The organism is Bifidobacterium saguinibicoloris (genome assembly GCF_019331725.1).
Taxonomy (GTDB): domain Bacteria; phylum Actinomycetota; class Actinomycetes; order Actinomycetales; family Bifidobacteriaceae; genus Bifidobacterium; species Bifidobacterium saguinibicoloris.
Window position 1 is genome coordinate 17,387 of the sequence record NZ_JAHBBF010000012.1, and the last position, 13,737, is coordinate 31,123.

Consider the following 13,737-nt stretch of genomic DNA (forward strand, 5'->3'; position numbering starts at 1 on the left):
CGTTCAGCGGGAAGCCCGGTGGGCTTCCCGTAGCGTCAGCCTGAGTGAGGCGACAGCCGAACGAAGGCAGGATTGGGTCCGGCCGTAGGCCGGTCCGTTCTTGCAGGGCCGGAGGAGACGCGTTCAGCGGGAAGCCCGGTGGACTGTCCGTAGGCTCAGCCTGAGTGAGGCGACAGCCGAACGAAGGCAGGATTGAGCCTCGCGCGTAGCGCGAGTCCGTTCTTGCGGGACTGAGCCAGGTCCCTCACGCACATCATCGCGGCGCTCGCCGGCCTGTCCGGCGGGCGCCGCGTTCCATGAAAGGAGACTTCGATGGAGAAGCCCGAGCAGATTCTGGCCGTGGCCGACGGCACGCCCGCCGAGCCGGCCCTGCCGTGCCCCGACTATCCGGTGTACGCCGGTGACGACCTCGGCGCCGTGCCGGACGACGCGGGCACTACGTTCCGCGTGTGGGCGCCTTCGGCGAGCGGCGTCACGCTGCGTCTGTTCGCCGCCGGTTCCGCCGGCGAACGCCCCGACATGTCCGATGCCGCGTCCGACGATGCCCCGTCCGCCGACGCGTCCGAACCGTTCGCCGTGCGCGACCTCGCCCCCGGCGCGGACGGCACGTGGTCGGTGCGCTGCGACGGCGTGGGCCACGGCGTCTACTACGACTACGTCGTGCGTTTCCCCGACGGCACGGCGAACCGCACGGCCGACCCGTGGGCGCGTGCGGCCGGCGTGAACGGCCGCCGCAGCATGGTGGTGGACCTGCGTCGCACGGATCCGGACGGCTGGGACGTGGACGTGCGTCCGCACATCGCCAGCCGCGACCTCGTCATCTGGGAGACGCACATCGGCGACTTCAGCAACGATCCGCACAGCGGCGTGCCGGCGTGCCATCGCGGCACGTATCTCGCGTTCACGCACGACGGCACCAGCGTGGACGGTGAGGGCGATTTCCCCACGTGCGTGGCGTATCTCAAACGTTTCGGCGTGACCGCCGTGCAGCTGCTGCCGTTCTACGACTACGGTTCCGTGGACGAGTCGGTCACGCCGCCGGCCTGCGGCGGCGCGCGCGGCGACGCCTGTGGAACGTCGCGTGAAACATCCGACGGCGCACGTGAAACCGCCCGTGAAACACCCGCATGCGCATGTGGAACGTCCCGTGAAACACCCGACCGCCCGTTCAACTGGGGCTACGACCCGCTCAACTACAACGTGCCCGAAGGCTCGTACAGCACCGACCCGTTCCACGGCGAGGTGCGCATCAGGGAATGCAAGCGCATGATCCAGGCGCTGCACGCCGCCGGCATCAAGGTCATCATGGACGTGGTCTACAACCACATGTTCTCCACGGACAACTGGTTCGAGCGCATGATCCCCGGCTACTGCCTGCGCCGCCGTGCCGACGGCTCGTTCGCGGACGGCTCCGCCTGCACGAATGACGTGGCCACCGAGCATCCGATGATGCGCCGGTACATCGTGGACTCGGTGACATACTGGGCGCGCGAATACCATATCGACGGCTTCCGCTTCGACCTCATGGGCCTCATCGACGTGGACACGATGAACGCGGTCCGCACGTCCCTGGACCAGTTGCCCGGCGGCGCCACGATCCTCATGCACGGCGAACCGTGGTCGGCCCGCCGCACGGCCCTCGAACCGGGCGCCGGCGTGGTGCTGGCGGACAAGCGCGGCATGCCGTATCTGAGCCCGCGCATCGGCGCGTTCTGCGATTCCACGCGCGACGCGGTGCGCGGCCACGTGTTCTTCCAGAAGGAGCCCGGCTATCTCACCGGCGCGGCCGCCGATTTCGCGGGCGACATCCGCCATGCGTCGGACGCGTGGCGCGGCACGATGCACGAGGCCGCGTCCGTGGGACAGGTCATCCAGTACGTGTCCGCCCACGACGACCTCACCTTGTGGGACAAGCTGTGCGCCGCGATGCGCCGCTTCCCTACGGAGGCCGATTACGCGGCCGACGGCGTGGATGCCGGAGGCCGGTGCGCGGACCTCATGCGCGCGAACCGTCTGGCCGCCGGCATCGTGTTCACCGCCGCCGGCGTGCCGTTCCTGCTGTCCGGCGAGGAGTTCGCCCGCACCAAGCACGGCGACTCCGATTCCTACCGCAGCCCCGCCTCGCTCAACCGGCTCGACTGGCGCCGCGCGCGGCGCCTGAACGCGCTGGTGGCCCATTACGCGACGCTCATCCGGTTGCGTCGCGGCAATCCCGCGTATTTCGGCGGCGCGCGCACGATCGTGCCGCGCACCGACGAGACGGTGGTGTTCCGTGTGGGCGACGACTGTGTGGCCGTGAATCCGGTGGGGGAGACGCGCATGCAGTCCACGGTGGCGTTGGAGACGCCCGCCCCGTACGACGAGGTCTCGAGGATCGCGCCCGACGACTGGCGGTGCCTCTATTGCGCCGCCGACGGGTTCGCGTCCGGTCCGGCCGCGGCATACGATTGGACTGTTCCGTCCGATGCCGAGGGTGCGTCCGGCGATGCGGCCGTCCTGCCGCTGCCGTCCGTGGAGGATCGCGAGATGCCGTTGCCCCCGTACAGCATCACCGTGTGGAGGAGGCGCCGTCATGGTTGAGTACGTCCCGGAACGCCGTTATGACACGGTGTTCTTCGACTTGTATGGCACGTTGGTGGACATCCGCACCGACGAGGAGTCGCCGGCCGCGTGGGAGGCGCTGCGCGAGATGCTGGAGGACCATTCCGGCGTGACGTTCCGTGACGCGGCCGCGCTCAAGGCCCGGTTCGAGGCGCTGGCCTCGTTCGTGTGGGCGCGCGAGGTCGACCTGCGCGGCGGGAACGCCGAACCCGACCTGCTGCCCGTCTACGCGTCGTTCACGGCTGAAAGGACCGTCGTCGACCCCGACTTCAGGGACCCGCGGGCGGTTGCGATGGCCGACGTGGGCGACCTGACCAACATGGGGCCGATGGTGCTTCTCGCGGCCCTTCAGCTGGCCTGGACGTTCCGTCGCGCCAGCACCAGCCTGCTGTGCCTCTACCCGGGCGCCGCGGCCATGCTCGCGCGGCTGCGCGAGGCGGGCCTCACGGTGGTGCTCGTCAGCAACGCGCAATCGGGCTACACGCGGCCGGAACTGCGTGGGCTGGATTTGGAGCCGCTGTTCGACAACATCGTCATCTCCAGCGAGGTGGGCGTGCGCAAGCCGTCGCCGCGCATCTACCGCATCGCGCTGGATGGGGTCCTGGCCGACCCGGGCCGCACGGTGATGGTCGGCAACGACGAACGCGCCGACATCCTCGGCGCGAAGGGCGCAGGCATCGACGGTGTCTACCTGCGCACCGCGATCTCCCCGCAGAACGATCCGCAGGCCAGCGCGCACGCCGTCCTCTCCCTGGACGGCCCCGATTATGCTGGGCTCATGAAGTACCTGGGCGTCTGAACGCCCGGGTCATGCCGGCCGGACGGGCGATGCCGGAAGGCGCACGAACGCAACGGAGGAACGATGAACGACATCGAAATGGAACGGCAGCGCAAGCAGGCCGCGGGCGGCAGGCGCCGCAAGGGCCTGTCCGTGTTCCGGCTCAAGACGATCGCCGCGGTGTTCATGGCCTTGTCCGTCGCCTCCACCACGCTCGTGCCGCTGCTGGTCGGCCCGCCCACGGCGGACAACATGACCGGCCTGACCGTGGCCGTGGTGTGCGAGGTGGCCTCCTGGTGCGCGGTGCCGATCTACGCGTGGCTGCTGGTGAACGGCCTGAACCACACGCGAAGCGTCCCCCGCTATGCGCTGCGGCTGCTCGTCCTGGCCGTGGTGTGCGAGGCGCCGTATATGCGCCTCATGACCGGGCATTGGTTCGACATGCGCGCCCACAACCCGGTGTGGGGCCTGCTGGTCGCGCTCGTGGTGCTCGTGGCCGCCGACTGGATCGCGAAGCGGTACGCGGGCGCGCCGCGCGTGCTGCTCACCGTGGCGGTGGTCGCGGCCGGCGTGCTGTGGGATCTGCTGCTGCGCGTGGGCGTGAGCCAGCAGGTCATGTATACCGGCGTGCTCACCCTGGCGTTCGCGCTGGTGTTCCGTTATCTTGGCGCCCATGAGAACACGATGATGTTCACCGCCGGCCTGCTGGGCGCGGTGATGTGCATCACGCCGGGCGTGGGTGTGGCGTTCCTGCACTACCGCAACGACGAGCCCGGCTGGCGTCACGCGTGGACGCAATGGGTGTTCTACGCGCTCTACCCGATCATGCTGGTGGCCGGCTGCCTGATGCTGGGCTGACGGGCGGGCCGCCCGTCCCGCGGCTAGTCCTCCACCGGGGCGTCGGAGCCGCGCAGGATCAGCTGCGCCTCCACCACTTCGTGCGGCTTGAGCAGCGACTTGCCCTCGATGAGCTTCAGCGCCTTGACGGCGGCGGAACGGCCCATCGCATACGGGTCCTGACGCATGGTGGTGAGGTTGATGGTGTCCGCGTAGGGGCTGTCGTCGAAGCCGACGATCGAATAGTCGCGCGGCGTGCGGTGTCCGTAGCGGCCGAGCTTGATGACGAGCGGGATGGCCATCATGTCCATCTGGCAGCAGATCGCGTCCGGGAACTCGTCCAGCGCGAGCAGCGCGGAGAGCGCTGAGTCGGCGAACGCCGGGCCGCGCGGCACGGACAGCACGCGCCAGTCGAGGTCCATGTTGCCTTTCTCCTGCGCGTTCCGGCAGGCGCGGATGAAGCCGCGGGCGCGCGCGTCGATGGAGGAGTCGAGCAGGGCGGCCTCGGAGCACGGGTAGACGATGCGCTTGTGGCCCAGGTTGATGAGATGCTGGGTGGCGGTGAACATGCCCTTCTCGTCGTCGATGCTGATGGTCGCGTCGAAGCCGTCCGCGGAGGGCGTGTTGATGCCGATGATCGGCACGTGGATGCGCTTGAGCTGCTCCACCTCGTGCGGGTCGATGGCGAACGAGGCCACGAACACGGCGTCCACGTTGCGCCGGATGGGCAGGTCTCCGAAGAACTCGCGGCGGTTGGCCTCGGTGTCGATGTGCTGGAAGAGGGAGATGTCGTAGCCGGCGGGATGCATGACCGATTCGATGCCGGCGAACGTCTGCGTGTTGAACCAGCTGGTGATCTCCTCGTTCATGAGCATGGCCACGCGGTTGGTGCGCCCGGATTTGAGCGCGGTGGCGGAACGGGAGATGTTGAAGTCGAGGCGGTCGGCCATTTCGAGCACCTTGGCGCGGGTCTTCGCGGAGACGAGCTCCGGACGGGTGAAGGCGCGGGACACCGTGGAGATGGAGACGCCGGCTTCCTTCGCCACCTCGTGGATGTCTGACTTGGCCATGGTGCTCCTCCTTGCCGTGTGGTGCGTGCCGTCGCGTGGTCCGTCCGCCGGCGCGTGCGGTTGCGCCGTGCCGTTCCGGCCGTCTCGTCCGTGTCGCCCGTACCTGTGGGGCGATGATACTTCGGTGTGTCGTCGGATGACACGACCATCATACGCTGCAAACGTTCGCGAAACGTCGCGGGTCGGATTGCCAAGCATGTTACAGTGAGTACTGCACATTGTTGCAAACGTATGCACTCGATGGGGAGACCAATGGAGATACATCGGCCGCATCCGCGGCAGGCATACGTGTCACCGAACACCAGGGAAGGAAGGACCTCGCCGATGAGGGACAGGAAGCACACGGGGACGGGAGGATCCGTCCCCATCGTCCGAAGACTGGTCGCGGCAGGCGCGGCGGTGGCGACGCTCGCCGCCGCGCTGACGGCCACGCCGGCCGCGCTCGCGGCCGCGGACACGACGGGCGCGGCGCAGACCGTCGCGCAATCGCAGACCACCACGCAAACCGTCGCACAGACCGCCGCACGATCGGACGCCCACAGCGACGTCATCGCCATCGCGTTCCAGAACAACTGGAACTCCGTCGCCGCCGAATGCACGCAGACCTACGGGCCGGAAGGTGTGGGCTACGTGCAGGTCTCGCCACCCATGGAAAGCATCAAGGGCACCGCCTGGTGGACCTCCTACCAGCCGGTGAGCTACAAGCTCGACTCCAAACTCGGCACCGAAGCCGAATTCCAGAACATGATCAAGGTGTGCAACGCGGCCGGCGTCGAGATCATCGCCGACGCGGTCATCAACCACACCAGCGGCGCCGATCAGGGCACCGGCACCGGCGTGGCCGGCAGCACCTACGACGGCGATGGAAACTTCCCTGCGATCCCGTACACCAAGGAGAACTTCCACAGCTGCACCAAGAACATCGGCGACTACACCAACGCCGACGAAGTGCAGAACTGCCGCCTGACCAGCCTCCAGGACCTCGACACCAGCCAGGAGTACGTGCAGGACAAGCTCGCCGACTACATGAACCACCTGCTCGAACTCGGCGTGTACGGGTTCCGCGTGGACGCGGTCAAGCACATCGCCAACGCGGACGTGAAGGCCATCAAGGCCAAGCTCGCCGAGAAGTCCGGGCGTGACGTGGACGGCATCTTCTTCGAACAGGAGGTCATCGGCAACGCGAGCGAGGCCGCCGCCATCCAGCCCATCAACTACGTGGGCAACGGCAAGGTCTCCGAATTCAACTACAACGCGCACCTGTCCGCCGCGTTCGCCACCGACATCACCAGCGAGACCAAGGGCCTCGGCAAGATCGGCGGCGACGGGTGGCTCGACTCCAGCCAGGCCGCCGTCTGGGTGACCAACTGGGACACCGAACGCAACTCGTCCGCCCTCACCTACAGGAAGGGCTCGAAGTACCTGCTCGCCAACGCGTTCATGCTCGCGTACGACTACGGCCAGCCGCACATCTACTCCGGCTACTACTTCGACAACAACGACGACGGCGCGCCCGGCGCCACCGACACGTCCGTGCCGGACGTGACCTGCCCCACCGACGGCTCCATGGCCGCCGGCACCTGGCAGTGCACGCAGCGCTGGACCGCCGTCCGCGGCATGATCGGCTTCCACAACGCCGTCTCCGGCACCAAGGTGACCGACTGGAAGGCATACGACGCGAACGTGCTCGGCTTCGGCCGCGGCACGAAGGGCTACCTCGCCATCAACAACAGCGCGAAGGCGTCCAAGCAGACCTTCCGCACCTCGCTGCCCGCCGGCGAATACTGCAACGTGTACGCCGTCGGCGACTGCTCGCAGACCGTCACCGTGAGGGACGACGGCACGTTCGAGGCGACCCTCGCCGCGAACTCCGCCATCGCCATCCACGTGGGCGCCACCCCGTCCACCTGGACCGGCACCGCCAAGTCCGACCCCACCGACCCGGACCTGACCGTCAACGACGCGGCCGTCACCGCGGCCACCGACACCAGCCGCACCATCTACTACAAGCTGCCCGCAGGCTGGAAGCAGGCCTACCTGCACTACGGCATCGGCGAGAACTGGGCCGAACAGGGCCACGAACCCATGCAGGACGCCGGCGACGGCTGGGTGAAGCTCACCGTCGACCCGAAGGGCCAGTCGTTCGAATACGTGTTCACCGACGACAACGGCAACTGGGACAACCCGAACGGCGGCGGCAACTACACCGCCAAGGGCCACTGGACGGCCGTCGCCGACCATGAGGCCAGCGCCGGCGTGCCGGAAGACCTCAACACCTACCAGCCGAAGACCAAGGTCGTCGTCCACTACAAGGCGGCGGACGGCGACGCCGTCGCCGACCGCGGCGTGTATATGTGGGGCACCGACAAGGACGGCAAGACGCTCGACGGCGCCTGGCACGCGTTCACCGGCACCGACTCCTACGGCCAGGTGTTCGAAACCACTGTGGACGGCGCGTACGAGGCCGGCAAGATCGGCGTCATCGTCACCACCGAGAACTGGAACAAGGTCGGCGGCGACCGCATGATCGACGGCTCCAACGGCACCGCCGAGATCTGGGTGGACGGCTCCCAGCCGGACACCACTCTCACCGCCGCGCCCGACGGCTACCGGAAGACCGCCGACACCATCGACGTGACCATCCACTACCATCGCCTCTCCGACGACTACGCCACCGCCGACGGCCTGAAGGCGTGGGACATCTGGGGCTGGGCCGACGGCGTCAACGGCGCCGCATACCCGTTCTCCTCCCACGACGACTACGGCCTCATCGCCAAGTACACCCTCAAGGGCAGCGCCATGGGCACGCCGCAGTTCATCGTGCGCTACGGCGGCGACGGCTGGGAGGCCAAGGACCCGGACGCCGCCGACCGCACCATCCCGCAGTCCGCGATCACGGTGAACGCGGAAGGCACCGCCTCCGCGGAGATCTGGCTCGTGCAGGGCGACGCCACCGTCTACACCAACGGCACGCTGTACAACGCCGCCGGCACCATCGTGTCCGCGCAGATGAGCGACTTCACCACCATCACCGCCAAACTCAACAAGACCATCCCCGCCGAAGGCCTCGCCGACAAGGTAACCCTCGACGGCGCGGCCATCAAGGGCGTGAAGGCGGACGGCGCCACCGTCACCATCACCGTCGACGGCGAACTGGACGTCACCAAGCCGTACACGCTCGCCATCGAAGGCTTCGGCAAGCAGACCGTGACCCTCGGCGCGGTCGTGCGCTCCGACGCGTTCGACCGGAAGTACGCGTACGACGGCGACGACCTCGGCGCGACCTACACGGCCGGCAGGACCACGTTCAAGCTGTGGGCGCCGACCGCCACCGCGGTGACGCTGCGCATGTACAAGTCCACCGACCCCTCGTCCGACGTCGTCAACGTGCGCCAGTCGCTCGACAAGGCCGGCGACAAGGGCGTGTGGACGTTCGCCGTCGACGGCGACATGGCCGGCTACGCGTACGACTACGAACTCACGTTCGCCGACGGCACCGTCAACGTGTCCGCCGACCCGTACGCCACCGCCGCCGTGGCCAACGGCTCGCGCTCCGTCGTCCTCTCCGGCAAGGAGCAGGGCAGCGCCGGCAAGCGCATGAAGTCGTTCGGCGACCCCACCAACGCGATCGTCACCGAGGCGAACGTGCGCGACATGACCATCTCGCCCACCTCCGGCGTGAGCGAGCAGAACCGCGGCAAGTACCTCGGCTTCGTCGAGGAGGGCACCACGGTGAACGGCGCGAAGGGCGCGGCCGCCACCGGCGTCGACTACCTCAAGAGCCTCGGTGTGACGCACGTGCAGATCATGCCCGTCTACGACTACGGTTCCGTGGACGAGACCGGCGACCTGTCCTACAACGCCCAGGGCGCGCAGAACTGGGGCTACGACCCGGTCAACTACAACGTGCCCGAAGGCTCCTACTCCTCCGACCCGAGCGACCCCTCCGCCCGCGTCAAGGAGATGAAGCAGATGGTCAAGGGGCTGCATAAGAACGGCCTGTACGTGGTGATGGACGTGGTGTACAACCACGTGTACAACGCCTCCACGCACGCGTTCAACCAGACCGTGCCCGGCTACTACTTCCGCTACGACGCCAACGGCAACCTGCTGAGCAACTCCGGCTGCGGCAACGACGTGGCGTCCGAACGCGCCATGGCCCGCAAGTACATCGTCGACTCGGTCACGTACTGGGCGAAGGAGTACAACGTGGACGGCTTCCGCTTCGACCTCATGGGCCTGCTCGACCAGACCACGATGAAGGAGGTGCGCGCCGCGCTCGACAAGATCGACCCCGGCATCCTCGTCATCGGCGAAGGCTGGGACATGACCGACGCGCTCGGCGACCAGGAGACCACGCAGGCGCACGCCGCCAACGTGCCCGGCGTCGCGTTCTTCAACGACTCCATCCGCGACGCCATCAAGGGCAGCGTGTTCTCCGACGGCGACACCGGCTTCATCACCGGCAAGGGCGGCCAGGAGGGGCTCATCGCCTCCAACGTGCTCGGCTGCCCCAACGGCAAGTCCGGCATCGGCGGCGGCGCATGGTGCGGCAACGCCGACTACGCGAACGCCGGCCAGGTGGTGCAGTACGTGGAGATCCACGACAACCTCACCCTGTACGACAAGCTCGTCAAGAGCGCGCCGAACGACTCCGAGGAGACGCGCCTCGCCCGCGCCAAGCTCGCCGACTCGCTCATCCTCCTCTCCCAGGGCGTGACCGACATGCAGTTCGGTCAGGAGTTCCTGCGCACCAAGGGCGGCGACGGCAACAGCTACAACGCCGGCGACGCGGTGAACGCCATCGACTGGAACCGCGTGGTGGAACAGGCCGACTCCGTCGACTACGTGCGCGGGCTCATCGCCCTGCGCAAGGCCATCGGCGCGCTCCACCTGAGCGACTACGCCGACATCGCCAAGAACATGACGGTCATCGCCCAGTCCGACGGCGTCGTCGCCTACCGTCTCACCGACGGTAAGGACACGTACGTGGTGGCGTTCAACGCCAACGGCTCCGCCGCGCACGTGACCGGCGTGGACGCCGGCGAGTACACCGTGCTCGCCACGGACGGCAAGATCGCGGCTTCCGGCGTGGCCTCGGGCAAGGGCCTCGGCACGGTCACCGTGGGCGACGACGGTCTCGAGGCCGGCGCACTGTCCGCCACCGTCGTCAAGGCCGGCGTGGACGACGGTTCCGACGGCGGGTCCGACGGCGGGTCCGGCGACGGGTCCGGCGACGGGTCCGGCGACGGTGACAAGGGTGACGGCGACAACTCCGGCGACAAGGGCGATGGTTCCGGCGATGGTTCCGGTGACGGCTCCGACAAGGGCGACGCCGGCAAGCCATCCGATGGCAAGCCGTCCGCCGACGGCAAGGCCGACGGCAAGCCGGAAGGCCTGTCCAGGACCGGCGCGTCCGTGGCCGGCGCTGCGGCGGTCGTCACGATCGCGCTCGCCATCGGCGGCGTCACGCTCGTGCTGCGTCGTCGCGGCCTGCGCGACTGATGGTTGCGGGCCCGTCGGCCGACCGTTCCGATCGTGCGGCCGACGGGCCGTACGTCCACCCGTTCCGCCGGTCTCCGGCGCCGCCGAGGCGGCATCCGGGGCCGGCGGAACCCTGCTTTCAAAACCTGAGCGACATTCGCTCAGGTTTTTGTGTCGAAAGTGGGAATAAACCTTGCATGTCGGAAGTTGAGTGGTGTAGGCTCAAGTTCTGGAAGGTCCGGGAGACGGTCCCACCGGAACCCGGGCGAAGAACGTAAGAACGAACAACAACAAAGGAGCACACATTATGGCACGTGCAGTCGGTATCGATCTGGGAACCACGAATTCCTGCATCGCCACCCTTGAGGGCGGCGAACCCACCGTCATCGTCAATGCCGAAGGCGCCCGCACCACGCCGTCCGTGGTGGCGTTCAGCAAGTCCGGCGAGATCCTCGTCGGCGAGGTGGCCAAGCGTCAGGCCGTCACCAACGTCGACCGCACCATCTCCTCCGTCAAGCGTCACATGGGCACCGATTGGACCGTCGAGATCGACGGCAAGAAGTGGACCCCGCAGGAGATCTCCGCGCAGATCCTCATGAAGCTCAAGAGGGACGCCGAGGCCTACCTCGGCGAGCCCGTCACCGACGCCGTCATCACCTGCCCGGCGTACTTCAACGACGCCCAGCGTCAGGCCACCAAGGACGCCGGTAAGATCGCCGGCCTGAACGTCCTGCGCATCATCAACGAGCCGACCGCGGCCGCGTTGGCCTACGGCCTTGAGAAGGGCAAGGAGGACGAGCGCATCCTGGTCTTCGACCTCGGCGGCGGCACCTTCGATGTGTCCCTGCTGGAGATCGGCAAGGACGACGACGGCTTCTCCACCATCCAGGTGCAGGCCACCAACGGCGACAACCACCTTGGCGGCGACGATTGGGACCAGAAGATCATCGATTGGCTGGTCTCCGAAGTCAAGAACAAGTACGGCGTGGACCTCAGCAAGGACAAGATCGCCCTGCAGCGTCTGAAGGAAGCCGCGGAGCAGGCCAAGAAGGAGCTGTCCTCCTCGACCAGCACCTCCATCTCCATGCAGTACCTGGCCATGACGCCCGACGGCACCCCGGTGCACCTGGACGAGACCCTGACCCGTGCGCACTTCGAGGAAATGACCTCCGACCTGCTCGGCCGCTGCCGCACCCCGTTCAACAACGTGCTGCGCGACGCGAACATCTCCGTGGGCCAGATCGACCACGTGGTGCTCGTCGGCGGCTCCACCCGTATGCCGGCCGTCAAGGAGCTCGTCAAGGAGCTCACCGGCGGCAAGGAAGCGAACCAGTCCGTCAACCCGGATGAGGTCGTGGCCGTCGGCGCCGCCGTGCAGTCCGGCGTCATCAAGGGCGACCGCAAGGACGTCCTGCTCATCGACGTGACCCCGCTGTCCCTCGGCATCGAGACCAAGGGCGGCATCATGACCAAGCTCATCGACCGCAACACCGCCATCCCGACCAAGCGTTCCGAGGTGTTCTCCACCGCCGAGGACAACCAGCCGTCCGTGCTCATCCAGGTCTACCAGGGCGAGCGTGAGTTCGCCCGCGACAACAAGCCGCTGGGCACCTTCGAGCTGACCGGCATCGCGCCGGCCCCGCGTGGCGTCCCGCAGATCGAGGTCACCTTCGACATCGACGCCAACGGCATCGTGCACGTGTCCGCCAAGGACAAGGGCACCGGCAAGGAGCAGTCGATGACCATCACCGGCGGTTCCGGCCTGCCGAAGGACGAGATCGACCGCATGGTCAAGGAGGCCGAAGCCCACGAGGCCGAGGACAAGAAGCGCAAGGAGGAGGCCGAGACCCGCAACCAGGCCGAGGCGTTCGCCTACCAGACCGAGAAGCTCGTCAACGACAACAAGGACAAGCTCTCCGACGACGTTGCCAACGAGGTCACCGAGAAGGTCAACGCCCTCAAGGAAGCCCTCAAGGGCGACGACATCGAGAAGGTCAAGACCGCGCAGAGCGAGCTTATGACCTCCGCCCAGAAGATCGGCCAGGCCCTCTACGCCCAGCAGGGCGCCGAAGGCGCGGCCGGTGCCGCGGGCGCCGCGGGCGCCGCGTCCGGTTCCGCCTCCAACGGCGGTGACGACGACGTGGTGGACGCCGAAGTCGTGGACGACGACGACAAGGACAACAAGTAAGGTCCCGTCCGATGGCTGAGTTCAACAAGGACGACTACCTGAACGACCTGCCGGATCCGGACGACGCGAAGAACGCCGCGTCGTCGGCTCCGGCCGACACCCCCGCCGACGCGGCCGCCGCCCAGAGCGGCGCCGCCCCGGCGGACGATGCCGCCAAGACGGACGCGTCGCAGGCCGACGCATCGCAGACCGCAGGCAAGGCCGACGACGCCAAGGCCGACATCGCCTCCGCGGACGACGCGAAGGGCGGCAACAAGGCCGAAGGCGACACCCTGACCCCGCTGGGCCAGGCCAAGAAGGAGGCCGCCGAATACCTCGAGGCGCTGCAGCGCGAGCGCGCGGAGTTCATCAACTACCGCAACCGCGCCAAGAAGGAGCAGGAACGCTTCCGCCAGCACGGCATCATCGACGTGCTCACTGCGCTGCTGCCCGCGCTCGACGACATCGACCGCATCCGCGCCAACAGCGAGATGGACGACTCCTTCAAGGCCGTCGCCGCGAAGATCGACAAGGCGTTCGAGAAGTTCGGCGTCGAGAAGTTCGGCGAGGCCGGCGAGGAATTCGACCCGACCAAGCACGACGCCATCCTCCACAAGCCCGACGCCGCGGCCGAGAAGGACACCGTCGACACCGTGGTGGAGGCCGGCTACCGCATCGGCGACCGCGTGATCCGCGCCGCCCGCGTCGTCGTCGCCTCGCCGCAGCACTGATCCGACATCGATCGAATATCCGGCTCCCCTCCAACCAGGGGAGCCGATGCATACATGACAGACTCCGTA

Annotated in this window: 7 protein-coding genes; 6 read left to right on the forward strand and 1 reads right to left on the reverse strand. The window is 67.7% G+C overall.

Annotation, left to right across the window (positions count from 1 at the left end; genetic code table 11):
- Window positions 1–312: 312 nt before the first annotated feature.
- The 3 genes from KIH78_RS08040 (at window position 313) to KIH78_RS08050 (ending at window position 4,237) form a co-directional block, all read left to right on the forward strand.
- Entirely contained in the window at window positions 313–2,580 is a 2,268-nt protein-coding gene (locus KIH78_RS08040) for an alpha-amylase family glycosyl hydrolase (protein WP_219131935.1), read from the forward strand.
- Window positions 2,573–3,400: an HAD family hydrolase gene (locus tag KIH78_RS08045; RefSeq protein ID WP_219131936.1), complete on the forward strand. Its 828-nt coding sequence runs from the start codon at window positions 2,573–2,575 to the stop codon at window positions 3,398–3,400. The genes KIH78_RS08040 and KIH78_RS08045 overlap by 8 nt, the downstream gene beginning before the upstream one ends.
- A 63-nt stretch (window positions 3,401–3,463) precedes the next feature.
- Window positions 3,464–4,237, forward strand: a complete 774-nt coding sequence (locus tag KIH78_RS08050; protein WP_219131937.1) for a TraX family protein — start codon at window positions 3,464–3,466, stop codon at window positions 4,235–4,237.
- A gap of 23 nt (window positions 4,238–4,260) precedes the next feature.
- On the opposite strand, the gene KIH78_RS08055 is transcribed toward KIH78_RS08050, so the two are convergent.
- The gene (locus KIH78_RS08055; protein WP_219131938.1) at window positions 4,261–5,286 is read right to left on the reverse strand and encodes a LacI family DNA-binding transcriptional regulator; all 1,026 of its coding nucleotides are present in this window, start codon (window positions 5,284–5,286) and stop codon (window positions 4,261–4,263) included.
- A 324-nt stretch (window positions 5,287–5,610) separates the two neighbouring features.
- Here KIH78_RS08055 and pulA point away from each other — a divergent pair, with 324 nt between their 5' ends.
- The 3 genes from pulA (at window position 5,611) to grpE (ending at window position 13,668) form a co-directional block, all read left to right on the forward strand.
- Window positions 5,611–10,791: a type I pullulanase gene (gene pulA / locus KIH78_RS08060; protein ID WP_219131939.1), complete on the forward strand. Its 5,181-nt coding sequence runs from the start codon at window positions 5,611–5,613 to the stop codon at window positions 10,789–10,791.
- Between the two features lie 286 nt (window positions 10,792–11,077).
- The gene (gene dnaK / locus KIH78_RS08065; protein ID WP_214315089.1) at window positions 11,078–12,958 is read left to right on the forward strand and encodes a molecular chaperone DnaK; all 1,881 of its coding nucleotides are present in this window, start codon (window positions 11,078–11,080) and stop codon (window positions 12,956–12,958) included.
- Window positions 12,959–12,969: 11 nt separating this feature from the next.
- Entirely contained in the window at window positions 12,970–13,668 is a 699-nt protein-coding gene (grpE, locus tag KIH78_RS08070) for a nucleotide exchange factor GrpE (protein ID WP_219131940.1), read from the forward strand.
- The last annotated feature ends 69 nt before the right edge of the window (window positions 13,669–13,737 follow it).